Origin of the sequence: Clostridium sp. UBA7503 (assembly GCF_002477055.1) — a bacterium.
GTDB lineage: Bacteria > Bacillota > Clostridia > Clostridiales > Clostridiaceae > Clostridium_J > Clostridium_J sulfidigenes.
Genome location: NZ_DLNT01000013.1, coordinates 11,748 through 33,010, shown reverse-complemented (window position 1 = coordinate 33,010; position 21,263 = coordinate 11,748). Strand labels below are relative to the sequence as shown.

17 protein-coding genes, 1 other RNA gene and 1 riboswitch are annotated in these 21,263 nt (G+C 28.8%); of the genes, 17 read left to right on the top strand and 1 reads right to left on the bottom strand.

What is annotated here, in order from left to right:
- Nucleotides 1-67: 67 nt before the first annotated feature.
- The 16 genes from B3630_RS02940 to B3630_RS02865 all read left to right on the top strand — a co-directional run bounded on the left by B3630_RS02940 (nt 68) and on the right by B3630_RS02865 (nt 18,250).
- Nucleotides 68-955: a PH domain-containing protein gene (locus B3630_RS02940; RefSeq protein ID WP_346895393.1), complete on the top strand. Its 888-nt coding sequence runs from the start codon at nt 68-70 to the stop codon at nt 953-955.
- Between the two features lie 20 nt (nt 956-975).
- Nucleotides 976-1,662, top strand: a complete 687-nt coding sequence (locus tag B3630_RS02935; protein ID WP_346895391.1) for a class I SAM-dependent methyltransferase — start codon at nt 976-978, stop codon at nt 1,660-1,662.
- A gap of 20 nt (nt 1,663-1,682) precedes the next feature.
- On the top strand, nt 1,683-2,477 hold the full coding sequence (locus tag B3630_RS02930; RefSeq protein WP_346895389.1) for a Nif3-like dinuclear metal center hexameric protein: 795 nt from the start codon (nt 1,683-1,685) through the stop codon (nt 2,475-2,477).
- Between the two features lie 303 nt (nt 2,478-2,780).
- Nucleotides 2,781-3,201: RNase P RNA component class A (gene rnpB / locus B3630_RS02925), an RNA gene on the top strand.
- Nucleotides 3,202-4,425: 1,224 nt separating this feature from the next.
- The gene (locus tag B3630_RS02920) at nt 4,426-5,049 is read left to right on the top strand and encodes a sugar transferase (RefSeq protein ID WP_346895387.1); all 624 of its coding nucleotides are present in this window, start codon (nt 4,426-4,428) and stop codon (nt 5,047-5,049) included.
- Nucleotides 5,050-5,187: 138 nt separating this feature from the next.
- Nucleotides 5,188-5,901, top strand: coding sequence for a glycosyltransferase family 32 protein (locus B3630_RS02915; RefSeq protein WP_346895385.1), 714 nt, complete (start codon nt 5,188-5,190; stop codon nt 5,899-5,901).
- Between the two features lie 3 nt (nt 5,902-5,904).
- Entirely contained in the window at nt 5,905-6,954 is a 1,050-nt protein-coding gene (locus tag B3630_RS02910; RefSeq protein WP_346895383.1) for a glycosyltransferase, read from the top strand.
- Between the two features lie 35 nt (nt 6,955-6,989).
- Nucleotides 6,990-7,763: a WecB/TagA/CpsF family glycosyltransferase gene (locus B3630_RS02905; RefSeq protein ID WP_346895381.1), complete on the top strand. Its 774-nt coding sequence runs from the start codon at nt 6,990-6,992 to the stop codon at nt 7,761-7,763.
- The gene (wecB, locus tag B3630_RS02900; RefSeq protein WP_346895379.1) at nt 7,714-8,817 is read left to right on the top strand and encodes a non-hydrolyzing UDP-N-acetylglucosamine 2-epimerase; all 1,104 of its coding nucleotides are present in this window, start codon (nt 7,714-7,716) and stop codon (nt 8,815-8,817) included. Before B3630_RS02905 ends, wecB begins: the two co-directional genes overlap by 50 nt.
- A 34-nt stretch (nt 8,818-8,851) precedes the next feature.
- A complete protein-coding gene (locus B3630_RS02895) occupies nt 8,852-10,501 on the top strand; it encodes an O-antigen ligase family protein (protein WP_346895377.1) in 1,650 nt (549 codons plus the stop codon).
- 35 nt (nt 10,502-10,536) lie between these two features.
- The gene (locus B3630_RS02890) at nt 10,537-12,045 is read left to right on the top strand and encodes a hypothetical protein (RefSeq protein ID WP_346895375.1); all 1,509 of its coding nucleotides are present in this window, start codon (nt 10,537-10,539) and stop codon (nt 12,043-12,045) included.
- 115 nt (nt 12,046-12,160) lie between these two features.
- Entirely contained in the window at nt 12,161-13,354 is a 1,194-nt protein-coding gene (locus B3630_RS02885) for a Coenzyme F420 hydrogenase/dehydrogenase, beta subunit C-terminal domain (RefSeq protein WP_346895373.1), read from the top strand.
- Nucleotides 13,355-13,357: 3 nt separating this feature from the next.
- Nucleotides 13,358-14,473: a polysaccharide pyruvyl transferase family protein gene (locus tag B3630_RS02880; protein ID WP_346895371.1), complete on the top strand. Its 1,116-nt coding sequence runs from the start codon at nt 13,358-13,360 to the stop codon at nt 14,471-14,473.
- A 288-nt stretch (nt 14,474-14,761) separates the two neighbouring features.
- The gene (locus B3630_RS02875; protein ID WP_346895369.1) at nt 14,762-15,886 is read left to right on the top strand and encodes a DegT/DnrJ/EryC1/StrS family aminotransferase; all 1,125 of its coding nucleotides are present in this window, start codon (nt 14,762-14,764) and stop codon (nt 15,884-15,886) included.
- A 118-nt stretch (nt 15,887-16,004) separates the two neighbouring features.
- Complete coding sequence (locus B3630_RS02870) at nt 16,005-17,330, top strand: nucleotide sugar dehydrogenase (protein WP_346895367.1); 1,326 nt, start codon at nt 16,005-16,007, stop codon at nt 17,328-17,330.
- A gap of 290 nt (nt 17,331-17,620) precedes the next feature.
- Nucleotides 17,621-18,250, top strand: coding sequence for a sugar transferase (locus B3630_RS02865; RefSeq protein ID WP_346895365.1), 630 nt, complete (start codon nt 17,621-17,623; stop codon nt 18,248-18,250).
- Between the two features lie 141 nt (nt 18,251-18,391).
- Here B3630_RS02865 and B3630_RS02860 read toward each other — a convergent pair whose 3' ends face one another.
- A complete protein-coding gene (locus B3630_RS02860; RefSeq protein WP_346895363.1) occupies nt 18,392-19,363 on the bottom strand; it encodes an LCP family protein in 972 nt (323 codons plus the stop codon).
- A 612-nt stretch (nt 19,364-19,975) separates the two neighbouring features.
- Between B3630_RS02860 and B3630_RS02855 the strand changes: the two genes are divergently transcribed.
- Nucleotides 19,976-20,746, top strand: coding sequence for a tyrosine-protein phosphatase (locus tag B3630_RS02855; protein WP_346895361.1), 771 nt, complete (start codon nt 19,976-19,978; stop codon nt 20,744-20,746).
- Nucleotides 20,747-20,977: 231 nt separating this feature from the next.
- Nucleotides 20,978-21,061: riboswitch (cyclic di-GMP riboswitch) on the top strand.
- The last annotated feature ends 202 nt before the right edge of the window (nt 21,062-21,263 follow it).

Genomic DNA, 21,263 nt, shown 5'->3' with positions numbered 1-21,263 from the left:
TGTAATAGACAAAATACATTAGTATAATATAAAATAAAGGTATATACAATTTATAAGGAGGTAATCCATGAATAGTTTCAATAGCAATAAGAAACTAGAAATAATTCCAACTATATTCACATTTGTTATATTTAATGTAATAGGGGGTTGGTCTGCATATATTCTAGATTCCTATCTTATGTTGAGTTTAATAAGAGTAATGTTAGTGATTTGCAATATATTCTACTTATATCATATTGGAATATGGTTAACTGTAAAGTATGAAGTAACAAATAGTGAATTGAGGATAAATGCACTAGGAGGACTTAAAAAAGTAATTTTACCCTTAAGTGATATAGAATGCTACACTGTGGAAAAAGGAAAAATAAGAGGTATAAGCCTTTCAGGTATATGCTCTAATAAATTTGCAATAGGAAGAATTGTAGTAAAAAACTTAGGAACCGCTAGAATGTTTGTGACAAGCGGAAATAGTGTTATATATTTAAAAACTCAAGATATAAGCTATGCTGTGTCACCTAAAAACTCTGAAAAGTTCCTAGAAATTTTAAATAACCTAGGTGTTGAAGAAAAGACTTGGACAAAGAAATATAATAAGGTAAGTAGACTACATAAGGATAAAAAGTTTATATATCCATTGATTTTAACTAGTACAATAATTTTATTTACAACTTTTTTTCCAATGGTTTTATATATATTAAATAAACTTCCAGATGTAATGCCTTTAGTTATTAACGTGTCTAAAGAAGCGGGAGAAGTAGGTACAGATAAGCAATTTGCTTTTGCCCAGATGCTCTATGGTCTATTAAATATGGCAGTGATGTTCTGTATGTATTATGCAGCTCACTTTTGTGCAAAATATGATAAAAAGTCTGCCTATAGGTATATGTATATATCACTTTTAGTGGCAATATTATTCCTATATCTTCAAATGAGACTTATTATGTCTGTTATATAATTAAGGTGTTAGGTGAAAATATGATGATTAGCAAAAGATTAAAGTTAATAAGTGATTTAATCACAGGGGTTAATTCTATGGTAGATGTAGGAACTGACCATGGATATGTACCCATAGAACTTTTAAAAAAAAATAAAATAGACTTTGCCATAGCCAGTGATATTAATAAAGGTCCTGTGGAAAAGGCTAAGAAAAATGTTAGAGATAATAATTTACAACATGAGATACAATGTAGACTTGGAGGAGGACTTACAACGGTAGCTCCTAGAGAAGTAGATGTAGCTGTAATTGCTGGTATGGGAGGAAACTTGATAAGAGATATACTAGAGGAAAGTAGGGAGATCTTTAAAGAGTTAAACTATGTTATAGTCCAGCCAGTACAAAATCCAGAAGTCTTAAGGGAATATCTTTATACATCAGGATGCAACATCCTAGATGAGTGGATAATATATGATGAAGAAAAATACTATGAAATTATGAAGATATCCTGGGGAGATAAGCCTAAGGTTATTGAGCCTATTTTTTATGAAATAAGTAAGCTACTTTTAGGTAAGAAAGATAATACCTATAGGGAATATTTAAATTATAAGTTAGAAAAGTATTTAAGAATCCATGAAGAGCTTAAGGGTGACACGGAAAATTCAAGAAAAAGAAAGCTGGAGTTATGGGATAAAATTCAAAGGATAAAGGGCTTTTTGCTTGAGTAAATGGTTGGAGGTATATTTTTATGGTAAAAATAAATGAAATCATTGATATAATGGAGGGACTTGCTCCCTTAAACCTAAAAGAAAGTTACGATAACGTTGGGTTTATGGTTGGAGATAGAGAAAGAAAAGTAACAAAGGTCCTAGTCGCTCTAGATTGCACCATAAAGGTCATAGAAGAAGCAAAGGAATTAGGAGTTCAGTTTATTCTAACTCATCATCCACTGCTGTTTAAGAAGCCTAAAACCATAACTACAGATAGTCTCCAAGGGAAAAAGATAATGAAGTTAATAGAAAATGGTATAGCACTGTATTCTAGTCATACTAATTGGGATATTGTAAAGGGTGGCTTAAACGATGAATTTGTAAAGCTTCTTGGCTTTCAAGAAAGTAAAATCATTGAAGCAGCTCCATCAGAGCCTAGAGCAGGAGTGGGAAGAATAGTTCAGCTAAAGGAAGAAACTACGCTAGAGGAAATAATAAAGGGCATTAAAGATAAATTGAAATTACAAAATTTAAGATATTCCGGAGAGTTAAATAAAAAGATAAAAACCATAGCTTTAGTTAATGGAAGTGGAGAAGATTACTTGCAGCAATCCTATGACCTAGGTGCTGAACTATTAATCACAGGTGATACTACCTATCACTTTGTATCTGACTATGAAGAGATGGGACTCTCTGTAATAGATATAGGACATTTTAATTCAGAATGGCCCCTTGTAATGAGTTTAACAGAAAAGATTAAAAAAATATTAGAGCCCAGAGGTGTGGAGGTTATTTTATCAAAAGCTACTAAGGATCCCTATAATTTTATTTGATGACTACCAGCTCTAATAATCCCATATAAAAACATGCCTAATAGAGTGCGGGAAACTCTGAAATCCACACTACACCAACAACTAGTTAACTATTTAAATAGTTAACTAGTTTAAATTTTATATATTTAACTAGGAATATAGTTAAAATTTTCTATAGTTTCATAGATAAATATAAACATAGGTATATAGGTCTATATTTATCTATCAATCTAGTTAAATTGTTTCATATATGGATATTATAACTTAAAATGGGAAATTTAAAGGCGTTGCAATGATAAAAGATTTATGTTAATATTAATTTTGCGAGTAAGCCAGACAATCTCTGCTGAGAAATCAGGAGAGGAAAGTCCGAGCTCCATAGGGCAGGGTGCTGGGTAACTCCCAGTGAAGGCGACTTTAAGGAAAGTGCAACAGAGATATACCGCCTTAATGACTTTTTTAGAGGAATACATTCTAACTTGTTAGAATTCATAAGTTCGAGGGACTAAATCTTAGATTTAGACTCTCACTTAATTTAAGGTAAGGGTGGAAAGGCGAGGTAAGAGCTCACCAGCGCAATGGCGACTTTGCGGCTATGTAAACCCCATCTGGAGCAAGATCGAAAGTGGAACATTATGGGGCTGCCCGTCCCGTTCCCGGGTGTATCGCTTGAGTCTATTAGTAATAATGGGCCTAGATAGATGATTGTCTAACACAGAACTCGGCTTATAGACTTACTCGATCCATTAAAAACACTAAGGTATGAACTTAGTGTTTTTATTTTATCATTTTTCAACAAATAGCGAATAATTAACTTTTTAAAATCTTATTCTTTCAATTAGAAAGAATAAGATTTTTATTTTTCGGTAGAATTCAGTGTTAACTTATAAAGGGGAAATATAACTTTTATAAAATGAAACTTAATATAAAATAAAATGTATCACAAGATAAAAATAATTAGTGAAAATCTTTGAGATATCTATAAAAATGTAGTAATATATAGGAAAATAAGGTTATTTTACTTAAATAGTCTTAAATGAGATGAAATGAAGTTTCATAATTTTAAATAATGTTATATTATTATAATATAAAGAAAATTTGGTAAATTGCATGAAATTGAAACAATTAACTTCAAATTTAGTTTCGAATTAGTTACGTAATTATAATCCTTTCATAAAATAGCATTTGTGAGAATAGCAATAGTATCCATAGGCTTATTAATAATAAATAAAAAACCCTTAAAATCTAATAAACAATAAGCATTTCATACAAGCGCTAAATATACGCATCGTGGTGTTTGTATATACCATAAAAAGACTAGGATTTCCCCCAATCCTAGTCTTTTGCTTTATAGAAGAATAATTTTAAATATAAAAAATTTTCAAGAAAATTTAAAGGGGATTGAATAAAGCAATGATAGAATTAAGATATATTTTTATAAAGAAAAAGGTATCTCCATAGGAGGTTAAATAATAGTTCTATCAAGGGTTTGAAAAAGGAAGAACATAAAAATGTAAAAAGCTAAGAATATAAAAACATAGGAATATAGTATTGTTTTAAATATATTAGAATTTCTATAAAAGATTTAATTAAAGGATATATTTGGATATAACCCTATGCGATAACAGTAAAATCTATGGCAAATTATTATAAATTGTGATATAATTTTTTGAGTAACGACATAAATAAAGAGTCGCTGTTAACGAAAGTTAGTAACTGTGCAGGTTAACAAGGATTCACGAAGCTTAAAAAATAGACAAGCTTATTGATTGTACATAAATAATATATAGAAAATAAGACTCATTACAGAAGAAGAAATGAAATATATGGTGTTATAGGTAATATGTATCTTTTAAAATCGTATATTATATAAGGGAAGTTTATAGTAATTTAAAGAATATGTAGGATTAAGAATTAATTAAATTTATGAAGATTGGAAATTTCGTATATTTGATTGGAGGAAGTAAAAGTGAAAAGGGCGTTTGATTTAGTGGTAAGTGTTATAGCATTAATAGTATTATCACCTATAATTCTAATTATTTCTATATTAATCAAGTTAAACAATAAGGGCTCTGTAATATTTAAGCAGTATAGAGTAGGGAAAGATAATAAAGAATTTGTAATTTATAAGTTTAGATCCATGGTGGAATATGCACCTGAGGTGGCTAGTACAGCTTTAGAAAATCCTGATGAGTATATAACTACTATGGGTAAGTTCTTAAGAAAGACAAGTTTGGATGAATTGCCACAGTTATTAAATATCATAAAAGGTGATATGAGCTTAGTGGGACCAAGGCCTGTTATTAATGATGAAAGTGAAAAAGAATTATTGAAATTAAGGACAGAGTATGGGGTTCATAAACTTGTTCCAGGACTTACTGGTTGGGCACAAATTAATGGTAGGGATAGTATGTCTACAGCTAGAAAAATAACCTTAGAAAAAGAGTATTTAGAAAGACGAAGTTTTACATTTGACTTTAAAATACTTTTTATGACCTTTGTGAAGGTTTTTAGACAAGAGGGTATTGTTGAAGGAAGAGAAGAGTTGGAAGAAGTGGTTTATCATTCGGTAAAAGCAAAGGATGCTATGTAGTTATCTGAAAATATTAAAAACTTAAATACTATAATTCTAAATTAGAATATTTGTTGCAAATATAATGCTAGGTACAAAGCTAGGACTAAGAAAGAAATGAAGAAATATATAAATTAATTAAAGGAGAAATTCATTAATATGGCTATACCAAGAATAATTCACTATGTATGGGTTGGTGGAAAAGAGAAACCAGAGAATATTAAAAGATGTATGAAAACATGGGAAAAACACTTGAAGGATTATAAGATTATAGAGTGGAATGAAGAAAATTTTGATATAAACTCAAATAAGTTTGTGAAACAAGCCTATAAAGCTAAAAAATGGGCATATGTAAGTGACTATATAAGAGCATATGCTATATATAATTATGGGGGGATTTACTTAGATACTGATGTATTAGTATTGGATAATTTAAAGGCATTTTTGGATAATAAAGCCTTTGTAGGGTTTGAAAATCATCTTTATCCTTTTACAGCTGTGTTTGGAGCGGAAAAAAATCATCCTTTTGTTCAAGATATGTTAAAATATTATGATGAATTAGACTTTGAATTTGATTCAAATGATCAGATGGCAAAAGTTAATACTAAAATAGTATCTGAAATACTAATAAATAAGTACAATTGTAAAGTAGATAATCAAGAACAGATATTAGAAACTGGTATCAAAGTTTATCCTGATTATATATTATGTAATCCATCTAAGAAATCATCTACAATACATGTGTTTACTGGAACTTGGATTGAAGGAAAGAGAGAAATTTTAAAAAAATTTGTCCTATGGTTAAAAGTAAGAATTAAAAGTAAGACATCTGCTAAATTGTATGACAAGTTTATACGAAAGGGAAAGTGTTAGTGTATGAAGCAAATTGCAATATTTCAAAGTGATTTAAATGTTGGTGGTATTCAAAAATCACTAGTTAATTTATTAAATAGTTTAGATGAAAGCAGAGAGTATGAAATTGATGTTTATTTAAATGAAAGAACTAACTTTTATAATTTGGAGTTTTCAGATAAGATACATATTAAGTATTTGAACAAACTTCCATATATAAATAGGTTTATATATTTTAATATTTTAAAAGGTATAGTTAAAAAATATAAAAGTGATAAAAAGTATGATATTGCAATTGACTTTAGTAGTTATAGAAATGAGTGTGCACTAGGAACTATAAATTGCGATGCTAAAAAGAAAATAATGTGGATTCATAATGATATGGGTATTAAAAAAAGTGAAGAGTTTAAATATAAAATATTGCATCATTTTTTCAAAGAAAAATTTAAGTATTTTGATGCTTTTGTAGCTGTTTCAGATGGAATAATAGACTCTTTTAGAAAAGAAAGCAAAATGAATAATGTACCAATTTATACAATGCCTAATATAATTAATGTGAATGAAATAACAGATAAAAGTAAAGAAAATCATGATTTGAAGTTAGATGAAAATTTCACTAATATAGTATCAATGGGAAGATTGTGCCACCAAAAAGGGTTCGATTTATTATTAGAGGATTTTCAGAAAGCATTAAACAAAAGAAAAGATTTAAGATTATTCATATTAGGTGATGGACCAGAAAAAGTTAATCTGGAGAAACAGATAAAAGAGTTGCAATTAGGTTCATATGTTAAATTGTTAGGAAACAAAAGAAATCCGTATAAATATTTGAAGAGTATGGATGCATTTGTATTGACTTCAAGATATGAAGGACAAGGGATGGTACTTTGGGAAGCAAAAGCTTTAGGGTTACAAGTTATTATACCTAAAAGATTAGAAAAGTATAACGCTGGGATACATGGAGTAGACAATATTGTGAGTGCTTTATGTGAAGTGCAAAGAAAAGAAAAAATATATGATGATTTGAATGAATATAATCAATCATCTTTATCGGTATTTGACTCATTAATATAATTAAAAATAATATGTAATACTATGGTGAGGTAAGCATGAGAGAGTTCTTTAGTAGAATATATAGAGGTAGTAAAAGTGAATTTTATGATGATTCGTATGAAGCTTTAAAGCTAAATAAAAAGATGTTTGTTGTTACGGCAAACCCGGAAACATTAATGATTGGAAAAGAAAGTGACACATTTTATGATGTTCTAAAAAGTGAAAATACAATTATAGTACCTGATGGTATAGGAATTATTAAAGGGGCTAATTATATAGGAATACCAATAAGAGAGAGAATTACAGGAGTAGAATATGTATCATATTTATTAGAAACTTTAAATAAATTATGCAAAACGCTGTATCTATACGGAGCGAGTCAGAAAACATTAAACTCTTTAGTGGAAAAAATTAAAACAGAATATCCAGATATAGACCTAGTTGGATATATTGATGGTTATAATAAAAGTGATGAAGATGTACATAGAGATATTATAAAATTAGAGCCAGATGTTGTATTAGTAGCCTTAGGAATACCTAAACAAGAGTTATTTATAGATGGCGTATATAAAAATGTTAAAAAGGGGATTTTTGTTGGTGTTGGTGGTGCATTTGATGTAATTAGTGGTTGTAAAAAAAGAGCACCTGAGATTTTTATAAAATTAAATTTAGAATGGTTATATAGGATAGGAAAAGAGCCTAAAAGAATAAAAAGATTTTATAGTAGTAATATTAAATATATTAAAGAGTTGGCAAGACTAAAAAATGGAGGGCATATCAATGAAAATAAAGGTAATGACTGTATTCGGAACAAGACCAGAAACAATTAAGATGGCTCCACTTGTTAAAGAATTAAAGTCACGTAAAGAAATAGAATCAATTGTATGTGTAACTGCACAACATAGACAAATGCTAGATCAAGTTTTAAATGCATTTAAAATTATTCCGGATTATGATTTAGATATCATGAAACAAGGACAAACTTTAACTGATATTACTAGTAGAGTTCTACAAGGATTGGATGGTGTAATAAAAGAGGTTAAACCTGATATAGTTTTAGTTCATGGTGATACAACAACTACTTTTGCAGGTGCATTAGCTGCTTTTTATAATCAAGTTGCAGTAGGACATGTAGAAGCAGGGCTTAGAACATACAATAAATATTCACCATTTCCAGAAGAAGCAAATCGCCAATTTGTAGGTAATATAGCTGATATTCATTTTGCACCTACTGAAATGAGTAGAGAAAATCTATTAAAAGAAGGCAAAAAAAATGAAACAATTGTAGTAACAGGCAATACTGCCATTGATGCTTTGCAGACTACAGTTTGTGATGACTATAATCATGAGATTCTTGATTGGATTGGAAATGATAAGATGATAATGCTTACGGCCCATAGAAGAGAAAATTTAGGTGAACCTATGAGAAATATGTTTAGGGCTATAAGAAGAATAATAGAAAAATATGATGACATAAAGATGGTATATCCAGTTCATCTTAATCCTATAGTAAAGCAAGCAGCTGAAGAGATATTTGGAAATTGCGATAGAATTAAATTGATTAATCCTTTAGAGGTTATTGATTTTCACAATCTTTTAAATAAATCCTTCTTGATATTAACTGATAGCGGTGGAATACAAGAAGAAGCTCCTTCATTAGGAAAGCCGGTTATTGTGTTAAGAGATACCACAGAACGTCCAGAAGGAATAAAAGCTGGTACTTTAAAATTAGCAGGCACCAATGAAGAAGTAATATACAATATGATTGAAGAATTGATAAGTAATAAACAGGAATATGAAAAAATGAGTAAGGCATCTAATCCATATGGTGATGGTAAGGCAAGTAAGCGTATTGTTGATGAAATTATTAAGAGGTTTAATTAGAATTGTATGATACTATATTTTGGAGGAATAAAGGGTGAATATAGATAAATTAAGAACTAAAGATGTTAGGTATTTGGATATTTTAATGGTATTTTTATTAATGAATCCAACTATTGATTTGTTAACTTCAATTATGAAGGTTAAATTTGAAATTGAATTATCTATTGGAATATTACTTAGAGGTTTATTTTTAGTATTTACAATATTATATTTAGTGAAAATGAAAAAATATAATCCTAAGCTTAAACTAGTAACTTTATGTTATTTAGTTTTAGTAGGATTATATATTATAGGATTTTTTATAAATGTATATTCAATAGAAGGAATAGGAAATGTTATTAGTGAAGGAAAAGATTTAATTAAAGCATTTTATTTTCCGATTATTTTGATAGGTATAGTAAACTGTATATATGATAGTAAAGAAAAGTTAAACAGTAAAATTATTGCTAATAATTTTTATTATTATGCGATAGTTATTATTTTAGCTGGAGTTTCTCAAACATTTATTAAACAATATTCTTTTAAAGCTGGACATGTAGGGTGGTTCTATGCGCCTAATGAAGTTGGAGCTATTATGTCAATAATATTTCCAACAGCTACTTTATTTATTTTAGAGAGTGAGAGAATATCTAGTATAATAAAGATGATAACTATAAGTGCATTTGTATTCACTATGTATCAAATTGGTACAAAAGTACCTGGGATTACTGTTATTGTAACATTCATGTGTATTATAATTCATTATTTAATTAAGTTTTTGTTTGAAAATAAAAATAAGAACTCATTAAAAAAAATGATTATATGCATAATATTAGTTATATTTTCAATCGGAATATTTATAGTGTCACCAACTCGAAAAAATTTAAATCAGCATTCAGAATGGTTTGATATCAATAAAGATAAAATAGTAGAATCATATATTGATGGTGAAGATGTATCTAAACAAGAAAACATATCTAAAAATGATAATAAAAATAATGACACTGAAGAAAAGAACACTGAAAACATAATGAAAGATGAAGAAGCACGGATTGACAACCAAAAGGGAGAATACGACAAACAAATAAAAGATGATGTGAATAATGAAGAAACAGAAGAAAACATAAATAAAGATACAAAAAATGAAACTAGAATTAGTATTACTGATAATGAAGCAAGAATTTTAAGTTATATATTTAGTAGTAGGGATAGATATGCACTTGAAAGGTTGAGTCAATTTAAAAATGCTCAAATTAGTGAAAAAATATTTGGTATGGGCTATCTTACTAAAAATAGTGAAGGACTAACAGTAAATAGTATGATAGAAATTGATTACTTAGATATTTGGTTTTCATATGGAATATTGGGAACTATTATATATTGGATACCGATTTTATTAATAATAGTTAGTATAGTAGTTAAACTTTCGAAAAATTTAAAAGTAAGTTTTATGAATTTAGAAATAGTAGTAGGGTGTATTTCAGTATTATTAGGATTTGGAAGCGCATTTTTTGCTGGGCATGTTTTCACAGCTCCTGCAGTTAGTATATATGTTGTAATTAATATGGTAATTCTATTATATAAAATAGGAATTTCTCATGTAAATGATAATGATGTTATAGCTTATAAAAGAGTTAATGTATTAAATGGAACAGTTATATGTATAGTTTTAATGGTATCATTATGTATGAAATTTATTAATTAACCATTGAGAGAATGAATATTATACAAGGAGAATATATGGCTAGAAAAGAAAATTCAATTAAAAATTTAGTTACAAGCGTAGTTCCTTATTTTTTTATAACACTTCTTGGATTTACAAGAGTAAATGCATATATAAATGGATTAGGTGAGGATGTATATGCACTTAACCAAGTATTTTTGCAAATATTCTCGTATATATCTATTGCTGAAGCAGGTGCAGGGACACTTGTCACACAATTATATTATAAAGCTTTAGCTAATAAGGATAAAAAACAGATTAATATTATATTTACTTCTTGCAAATATGTATTTAGAAATATTTCATTAATAATCTTTGGTATAGGATTAGTTGTATCATTCTTTTTAAATGTTTTGACTAACAATGATTTACCATTGATATATATGCAAGTTGCATTTATACTATTTTTATTCCGTAGTGTGATAGAATACGTAATGTTATCACCTAGATTTGTAATACAAGCAGATCAAAAATTATATAAGGTAAATTTATTAATTCAAGGTTACCGTATTGTAGAAATGATAGTAGAGATTGTGCTTTTATATATTGGTGTAAACTATATTATATTGTTAATTGTAACTATTTTCGTAAGATTTTCTGCATATTTAGTTACAAATAGAAAAGTATATAAGGAATACCCTTGGTTGCAATCTGTAGATAAGAAGCAAATCATACCTATTAAGGGAATGCATAATGTGTTTTATCATAAAATAGTAGGTGCGGTTTATTACAATACAGATATAATACTATTATCAGCTTTTTTAAACTCAACAATGGTAACCATCTATGCTTCTTACAACTATATTGTAAAAACCTTAACAGATATTATTCAAATGTGTGCAACGGCAGCAACTCCAAGTTTTGGCAATGTAATGGTAACGGAATCTGAAGAAACAAGATTATCTATATTTGAGGAAATAAATTCAATATTTATTTTAACTGCTAGCATTTTAAGTATTATATTATATAAAGTAATGACGCCGTTTGTAAGCATATGGATTGGTACTAAAATGATAATGACTAATGTAGCATTAATTTTAATGATATTATCTTTATATTTAACCATAGTACTTAGACCATTTCATATGATTAAAGAAGTAAAAAACTTATTTAAAGAAACACAATATGTAGTATTATTGGAATCTCTAATTAATTTAGTATTATCATTTCTGTTTATTAAGAAACTTGGAATGATAGGAGTATTATTAGGAACAATAGTATCAAGAATTAGTACAACTATGATATTTTTACCTATATATATGTACAGAAAGATATTTGGCAAATCATCTATACAGTATTATTTTACTCTTGCTATCAATATGTTTATTATAATTTTAATTTCATATTTTTCTGATAAAATATTTGTTATTAATAGTACTAATTATGTAAGCTGGTTCTTACATTCTACAGTTTATGGAATTGTATGTAGTATACTAATGTTTGTAATAAATATGATTTGCTCAAAGGGTTTAAGACGTATCATTTTTAAATTATTTTATAGAATAAGAAAAAGTAAAGTAATATAGATAAGTTAAATATATATTGAGATAAATATATTAATTTTAAAAAGCATATACGCTTATTTGATGCAGATGTAGGTTTTAAATCTGGGAATTTAAAAATACGTAAGGAGTTAATAACTTGAGTAATCACATAATTATAGAAGATAAAAAAAAGTGCATGGGATGTACTGCTTGTATAAATATATGCCCTAAATCATGTATATCAATGATTCAAGATGATGAGGGGTTTTTATATCCTAAAGTAGATGTAAAAGAGTGTATTCAATGTGGTGCATGCAATGAAATATGCCCTATGGAAGAGAAAAAAAATGAGGATAAATCCATAGATGATGTATCGGTTTTTGCATGTGTGAGTAAGAATAGAGAGATTTTGATGGAAAGTTCATCAGGTGGAGTATTCACTCATCTAGCCAATGAGATAATTGGTAATGGAGGAGTAGTATTTGGTGCTGCATACGATGATGAATTTAATGTATATCATACTTGTGTAGAAAATAAAGAAGAATTAATTAAATTTAGAGGCTCTAAATATGTTCAGAGTAACATGAAAAATACTTTTAAAGAGGTAAGGGCATTTTTATTACATGATAGGTACGTATTATTTAGTGGAGCACCGTGTCAAGTAGCTGGATTAAAAAAGTATTTAAAAAAAGATTATTCTAAATTACTCACTTGTGATTTTATTTGTACAGGAGTTCCAAGTCCAAAATTATATAAAGCATATATAAATTATTATAAAGAGAATAGTTTATATAAAGTAAGTGATGTTCAATTTCGTAATAAAAATCAAGGTTGGGACAATTTTGGTATGTTAATAAAAGGAAATAATAGAAAATATTTTAGAAGCAGATATCTTGATGCATATATACAAGCACAATATTCTCATATATCCTTAAGGCCAGCTTGTTATGAGTGTCAATTTAAAAAGTGTAATAGTGAAAGTGACATTAAACTAGCTGATTATTGGTACGTTAAAGATGTACATCCTGAAATATATAATTATAATGGAGTTTCACTAGTTATTAATCAAAGTGAAAAAGGAAAAGAACTTTTTAGTAGAATAGTTAATACAATTAATTGTATTCCTTCGACAATAGAAAATGTTATAAACACTAATGCATCATTTACAACAAGTGCAAAGGAACCTAGAAGTAGAGAAACCTTTTTAGAGGTAATAGAAAATACTGAGGATTCTAGAAAAATTGTTGAATGTATTCAAAAGCTAACAAAGGTATCTTTAAAGCGTAAAGTGATTGTATGGCTTAGAGCTAAGAAGTCAATAATCATGAATAGAAAAAATAGGATGGTGTAACTAATGGCTAAATATGGAGTTTTAACGTGGTATAATACATATAATTATGGTACTGTATTACAATCATATTCAGTAGCAAAAGTATTAAATGACAAAGGATTTGATACTGAAATAGTAGCTTATCAAAAGCCTGGTAGTTTGATTAAAAAAAGTACAATGGAAAAGATAAAGAATTTTTTAACTAGAATACCTCCAGCATTGATAAGAAGATTATTTTGGAAACAGTTTAAAGAAAAAATTTATTTATTTGAAAATTTTATAAAAAATGATATGCCTCAAAGTAAGGTATATAATTCAAAGGATGAACTTATAAAAGATGTTGATAATTATGAGGCGTTTATATGTGGTAGTGACCAGATATGGACCCCTATTCCAAAAGCAATGGATACAACATTCTTTCTAGATTTTGTACCAGAAGGTATAAAGAAAATTTCTTATGCACCAAGTATAGGATATCCTAAGATTCCTGATGATAAAAAAGGAATAATGAAAAATTTAATTAATAGAATAGACTACTTATCAATAAGAGAAGAACATGGAGCAAAGTTAATAAAAGAAATTTGTAATCGAGATGCGAAGGTAGTTGTAGATCCAACACTTTTAAGAAGTAAGGAAGAGTGGATAGATTTTTCAGTTGAAAGTGATATTAAAGAACCATATATATTGTGTTATTTTTTAGGTAAGCGTAAGGCTACTAGAAAATTTGTTGAAAATCTTAAAAAGAAAACTGGATGTAAAATTGTTAATATTCCAGTAGAAATTAAAGATTTGTTTTGGGGAGATGAACAAAGAATTGCAGTAGGACCTAGAGAATTTATTGGATTAATTTTAGGAGCGTCGTATATTTGTACAGATTCATTCCATGGAACAATTTTTTCCCTAAATTTAGAAAAAAATTTCTTTGCACTTCGTAGGCATGAGGAAAGTGACAAAGAAAATCAAAATCTTAGATTAGTAAATATACTATCTAAATTAGACCTAATGGACCAAATGGTATTGGATGAAGACAAATATTCTATAGATAAACATTTAAATGTTAATTATAATAAGGCAACTAATCTTTTAATGAAGGAAAGAGAAGAAAGCCTAGAATATTTATTAAATGCTATATTAAAGTAGTTTAATATAATTAATATGGGATATTAGTTAGCTTTTATAGTGTAATTAATATCCCATCTAATTTTTTTAAAATAATATAATTTCAACTCTTCCTCCACACACATTAAAATTATTAAGAAATTTATCATAATCTCAAAGAAAAAAACTGATAATATATTAATAGATGATATAATACCTAATTTGTGGTATATTTGTTAAGTATGAAATTTTATTAAACATAAGAAAAAAATATTTTATTTTTTTACAAGTTGGTGTACAATTTGTATATGTAAATTAGGAGGGATTTTTTTGAAAATCAATTTTTATGAATCGCAAAGAGAATATAAAGAAAAAAAACATGAATTTGATGGAGCTATAAAAAATATAATAGATAGTGGAGCTTTTATATTAGGAAATGAAGTTAAAACCTTTGAGGATGAAATAAAAGATTTTACTGGAGCTAAACATGCCATAGGAGTTGCATCAGGAACAGATGCTTTAGTTATTGCATCAGATATCCTTGGCTTTAGTGATAATAAGGAAATAGTAACTACACCTTTTACTTTTTTAGCTTCTACATCTTGTCTTGCAAAGCATAGTGGAAAACCTGTGTTTGTTGATATAGATGAAGAGTCTTGTGGTATGGATGTAGCTCAATTAGAGGCTGCTATTAATGATAATACTGTAGGTATACTTCCAATACACTTATTCAATCAAATGTGTGATATGGATAATATAATGGAAATTGCTAAGCAACATGATTTAAAGGTGTTAGAAGATGCAGCTGAAGCCTTTGGAATGAGATGGCAGATGCAAGGTGAAGAGAGATATAGACATGCAGGAACCATTGGAGATATGGGGGTGTTTTCATTCTTCCCTACTAAAACTTTAGGGGGATATGGTGACGGTGGAATGATAGTTACTAATAGTGATGAATTAGCAGATATGTGTCGTATGTTTAGAGTTCATGGAGCATCAAAGAAATATCACTATGACTACATAGGCTATAACTCAAGATTAGATGCTATGCAAGCAGCTGTGCTTAGAGTTAAACTTAAATATATAAACAATGCCATTGAAAATAGAGGAAGAGTTGCTAAGCTCTACACTGAAGGATTAAAAAATGTAGAAGGTGTAAAAGTTCAAGGTATTAAGGCTGCAGACCAAAAGAATGTTTATTATGTATTTAATATCTTTGCTGAAAACAGAGATGGCCTTGCAGAGTTCTTAAAATCTAAAGGTGTGGCAACTAGTATATACTATCCAAAACCATTACACCTACAAAAGTGTTTTCAGTACCTAGGATACAAAGAAGGCCAGTTCCCAGTAACTGAAAAGATGTGTAAGCAAATTCTTGCATTACCTATATATCCAGAGCTTACTAATGAAGAAGTTCAGTATATATGTGGATGTATAAAAGAATTCTATAATTAATAAAGGCTTTGTTTATCTAACAACAACCAGGTTGTTGGATAAATTTAATTAATTGTTAAAAATATATCAAAATTTATTAAAACAATAATTGCTAATTTGAACAGTAGGAGACGATATAATGAAAGAGTTAAAAATATCCTTAGTAGGACTTGGCTATGTAGGAATGCCTTTAGCGGTAGCTTTTGCTAAAAAGGCTTCTGTAGTTGGATTTGATGTAAACAAGGAAAAGATAAATAAGTACTTAAGTGGAGTAGATGTAACTAATGAAGTTGGCGATGAAGCTATTAAAGCATCTACTGTAGATTTTACAAGTGATGAAACAAAATTAAGAGGATGTAACTTCCACATAGTTGCAGTACCAACTCCAACTAATGAAGATAAAACTCCAGATCTAAGACCTGTTATAGGTGCTAGTGAGATTTTAGGAAGAAATTTAACTAAAGGTTCTATAGTAGTATATGAATCTACAGTATATCCAGGGGTAACAGAGGAAATCTGTGTACCAATACTAGAAAGAGAATCTGGACTTATCTGCGGACAAGATTTTAAAATTGGCTATTCTCCAGAGAGAATAAATCCAGGTGATAAGGTTCATAGATTAGAAAATATAATGAAGATAGTATCTGGTATGGATGAAGAAACACTAGATACAGTTGCTAAAGTTTATGAACTAGTTATAGAAGCTGGAGTATATAGAGCTGAAAGTATAAAGGTTGCAGAAGCAGCTAAATTAATAGAAAACTGCCAAAGAGATGTTAATATAGCCTTCGTAAATGAACTTGCTATGATCTTTGATAAAATGGGTATAGATACTAAAGCTGTAATAGATGCCGCAGGTAGTAAGTGGAACTTTATTAAGCTAAACCCAGGTTTAGTAGGAGGACACTGCATAGGAGTTGACCCATACTATTTAATCCACAGAGCTAACGAGGTTGGTGTTGAATCAAAGGTTATAGCTGCTGGAAGAAATATAAATGATGGAATGGCTAAGTATATTGCAGAAAACACAGTGAAAAGTTTAATAAAAGCTAATAAGAGAGTTAAAAATGCTAAGGTAGCAGTTCTTGGACTTACCTTTAAGGAAGATTGTCCAGATACAAGAAATACTAAGGTAGTGGATATTATAGATGAACTTAAAGATTATGGAATTAATGTATTAGCTACAGATCCTGTAGCAAGTAAGGAAGAAATTAAACATGAGTATGGAATAGATATGGTTTCTATGGAAGACATTAAAAATGTAGACGCTATTATCCTTGCTGTATCTCATCATAATTACAGAGAAATGATCATAAAGGATTTTGCTCCACTATATAGAAGTGAAGCTTTAGATGAAGTAGCAGCAGCTAAGGATGAAGTAGAAAAAGATGTATTCATAGATGTAAAAGGAATTATGAATAAGAATAGTGTAGATTCAGATACTATGGTTTACTGGAGATTGTAATATAAAAGATTACCACAGAAATAAGATATAGATAGAGAAGCTATTGCTCATGCCTAATTTTTAGTCATTTTGCAATAGTTTCTTTTAATTTCACACATTAATCATCCATAAGAGTTGTATAAATAATATTAGAAATAGAACTGTTGCAACGCGAATTATATAGCAAAATCTAATGAAATATGGTATAATCTTTTGAGTAATAAAAAATATTATGTATTTTTGTTGGAACTATAAAATTAGTTGAATTTATGATGATTGAAAACTTCATATCTTTGATTGGAGGAAATAGAGTGAAGAGGGCGTTTGATCTAGTAGTAAGTATTATATCCTTAATACTATTGTCACCTATAATTCTAATTATTTCTATATTAATTAAATTGGACAATCATGGTTCTGTAATTTTTAAACAGTATAGAGTAGGAAAAGACAATAAAGAATTTATAATTTATAAATTTAGGTCAATGGTAGAAGCCGCACCAGAGGTAGCAACCACATCTTTAGAAAATCCTGATGAATATATAACTTCAATAGGTAAATTTTTAAGAAAAACTAGCTTAGATGAATTGCCACAGTTATTTAATATTATAAAAGGTGATATGAGTTTAGTTGGACCAAGACCTGTAATTAATGACATAAATAAAAGTGAAAAAAAGTTATTGGTGATGAGAACGAAATATGGTATTCATAAGTTGGTACCAGGACTTACAGGATGGGCTCAAATTAATGGTAGAGATAGCATATCCGTATATAGAAAAATTAATTTAGAAATTGAATATATGAGAAAACAAAGTTTTCTTTTTGATGTAAAAATACTTTTCATTACATTATTTAAAGTTTTTAAGCAAGAAGATATTGTTAATGGAAAAGAAAATGAGGTACAAGTATCCTATCATTCAATAGAATCAAAGGATGTTATGTAGTTAACGTAGATTTATGGTGCATTATAGATAGACATAGTGTAGATGCAGATACTATGGTTTACTGGAGATTGTAATTTAAGATTAAAAACTAAATAACATAAATAAAACACCGAATATCTTAGATATTCGGTGTTTTCACTATTATTTCTTATCAGCAAATATATAATCTCTCATTTGCTTTTTGACGGTTTCAATATCAAACTTTAAGTAGTATATTCCAGTGCTCATATCACCAGTTCCATCTCCATCCCTTGGAAATCTTTCTTGCTCTAAGCTCCCATTTCCTAAACCAGCTACCTTAGTTGCTAGAGATATAAAATCGCCAGAACTTAGGTTAGTTTGAACTAGAGGAAGGATGTTATTTAGAATACTAGGATAAGATGTAGGAGATGCAGCAAGAGCTTTATTAAACACTGCAGACATTACATTTCTATGTCTGTGAGTTCTTTCGTAATCTCCACCACTAGCATATCTTATTCTAGAATAGGCTAGTGCTTGTTTACCTGTTAATAAGGTAGGGCCCGTAGAACTTACTCCAGGAATATGAGATACTTCTTCTTCAGTAATATCTATTGTAATTCCACCAAGGATATCAATAATTTCTGGCAATGAAGAAAAGTTTACTGATACAAAATCCTCTACATTAAGTCCAAAGTTTTCATTTAAGGTTCTTAAAGCTAAGGGAGCTCCTCCAAAGGCATAGGCATGATTTATTTTATCCATACCATGGTCTGGGATATTAACATAAGAGTCCCTCATAATAGATGTTACCTTAACCTTATTATGAGCAGAATCAATAGTAGCTATCATTATAGAGTCAGAACGACCAGCTTGTCCTTCTTCTGCATCAATACCATATAAGGCTATATTTTTTATAGATTCATGGTTGTCGTATTCTTTAAAGGCATCCTTTGAAGCAATACCTAATTTAGATTTGTCTATCTTTACCTTATCCATCTTATTATATAATGAATAAAAATATCCTCCTCCAATAGCTATTATAAATATCAACACTCCTAGAATTCCCATTGAAATTTTAAATCCCAGGGATTTTTTCTTGTTTTTTCTTCTTTTATTTTTCTTTTTTTCAGGATTAATTCTATTCTGTGACATAGTTACACTCCTCTCTGTACCTAATTCTATCACCATATGTTAAAGGTGTAAATATAAACAAATACATAATGTTGAATTATTCCATGAAGTTTATTATAAATTTTTATGAACATGATACGATGATATAATTATGAATTAACAATAAAAATAATAGTATATATAGGCATAAAATCAATTAAATTGTTGGATACATTAAGTTATTATTCATAATTATACAAAATATTACTAGTAACATTGATTTTTTACTAGCAATGTTACTGAAAATATGATATTATACAGATGTAACAGTTTTGTATGCAATTAAAATATAAAGAAATATGTACTATTATACAGGTTTTAAAACTATATTCAAATTATACTTTCATATGATAAATATACATAAAATGTTGTAATGTGTATAAATTGATTTTGTAAGGAGAATTAATATGGAACATTACTTGTCATTAGAGCAGAAAAAATAAAAAAAGATTCTATTGTAAATTCTATAAATCCTTTAAAAAAGGTTAATACAAACATCATTGGCACCATATTAAATGGGATACATACTAAAATAAATAGCATTATGGTAATAAATAATATATAAAATTTCACTTAGAGGTTGGAGGAGTGCTTATGATAGATTTTCATAGCCATATACTTCATGGAGTGGATGATGGATCTAAAGATGAAGATATGACTGTAGACATGCTTAAATTAGCGAAAAAGTCAGGAACCACAGGAATTGTTGCCACTCCCCATTTTTTTAGGGGTAGGTTTCAAGTATCTTATGAAGAAATAAAAAAAGAAGTAGCTAGATTGAAAAGTTTAGCTAAAGAAAAGGGCATTAATATAGAAATATATTGTGGCCAAGAGGTTTACTATACTAGTAGAATCTTAGAAAGCTTTCAATGTGGTGATATAGGCACCATAGAAAACAGTAGATATATGTTAATAGAATTTCCTTTAAGAAATTTTTCTATGGATGAAGTTATAAATAATATCTATGAACTTCAACTAAAGGAAGTTGTACCTATCATTGCTCATCCAGAGCGTTATAAACTTTTTATAGAAGCCCCAGAATTAATAAATAAGTTTATTGAAGAGGGTTTTTTATTTCAACTAAACACAGGTAGCATAACAGGAGACTTCGGAAATGGAGTTAAAAAAACTGCGAAATTATTTGCAAAACACAAAATATATAGCACTATAGGTTCCGATGGTCATAGGTCTGATGTTAGAACTACGGATATGATAGCAGGGATAAAGGTTATAGAGAAAATAAACCCTGGATATGTAAGGGAGATGGATAACATTTCTCAGGAAATCTTAACGAACAATAAGGTGAACTTTCAAGGGGAAAAAATTAGAAAACAAGGTGGGATTTTTAATATATTTAAAAGATAGATTAAACCTTGTTCAATGTACATAAATTTAAACTGGGTGTATCGGTTATATAAAAGTCTGGAAATTGGGGTAACTTTTAGTTCGATGACTAGTAGCTCTAAACTCCCTTCTTCGTTTGAAGTGGTAGTAAAGAGCTGCTATGTCCATGGATAACGATTTCTAAGCTTCAAAGAAGCTTAGAAATCTGTTTATAGCCGATAGGGGTTAAATAAAATTCGACATAAATAACTTAAATTTAAAGGGAATTATGAACTGTAGTCTATACTTGGGCGCTTGGACTACAGGGAGTTAGTAGCGCAACCCACCTTTATCGTGCTAATTCAGGGTAACTATAAGTTTGAAGGGGAAATTTATGGAATATGAATTAGTAAAAGATAGTGGTGGGTTATTTTTATCTGGTTTTATAAATTAAGAATTGGTGGGCAGTCTTAATTAAGAGTAAATATATTGAAATTAATCTTAATACCATGGGGTCAGATACCTTTCCATAAAATGGGAGGGGGTCTGACCCCGTTAC

Excerpts from the sequence above, each read along its gene's own strand:
- B3630_RS02910 (WP_346895383.1), top strand. The coding sequence starts at position 5,905 with ATGAAGCAAATTGCAATATTTCAAAGTGATTTAAATGTTGGTGGTATT.
- B3630_RS02860 (WP_346895363.1), bottom strand. The coding sequence starts at position 19,363 with ATGTCACAGAATAGAATTAATCCTGAAAAAAAGAAAAATAAAAGAAGA.
- B3630_RS02905 (WP_346895381.1), top strand. The coding sequence starts at position 6,990 with ATGAGAGAGTTCTTTAGTAGAATATATAGAGGTAGTAAAAGTGAATTT.
- B3630_RS02855 (WP_346895361.1), top strand. The coding sequence starts at position 19,976 with ATGATAGATTTTCATAGCCATATACTTCATGGAGTGGATGATGGATCT.
- B3630_RS02890 (WP_346895375.1), top strand. The coding sequence starts at position 10,537 with ATGGCTAGAAAAGAAAATTCAATTAAAAATTTAGTTACAAGCGTAGTT.
- B3630_RS02915 (WP_346895385.1), top strand. The coding sequence starts at position 5,188 with ATGGCTATACCAAGAATAATTCACTATGTATGGGTTGGTGGAAAAGAG.
- B3630_RS02940 (WP_346895393.1), top strand. The coding sequence starts at position 68 with ATGAATAGTTTCAATAGCAATAAGAAACTAGAAATAATTCCAACTATA.
- B3630_RS02935 (WP_346895391.1), top strand. The coding sequence starts at position 976 with ATGATGATTAGCAAAAGATTAAAGTTAATAAGTGATTTAATCACAGGG.
- B3630_RS02870 (WP_346895367.1), top strand. The coding sequence starts at position 16,005 with ATGAAAGAGTTAAAAATATCCTTAGTAGGACTTGGCTATGTAGGAATG.
- wecB (WP_346895379.1), top strand. The coding sequence starts at position 7,714 with ATGAAAATAAAGGTAATGACTGTATTCGGAACAAGACCAGAAACAATT.
- B3630_RS02880 (WP_346895371.1), top strand. The coding sequence starts at position 13,358 with ATGGCTAAATATGGAGTTTTAACGTGGTATAATACATATAATTATGGT.
- B3630_RS02930 (WP_346895389.1), top strand. The coding sequence starts at position 1,683 with ATGGTAAAAATAAATGAAATCATTGATATAATGGAGGGACTTGCTCCC.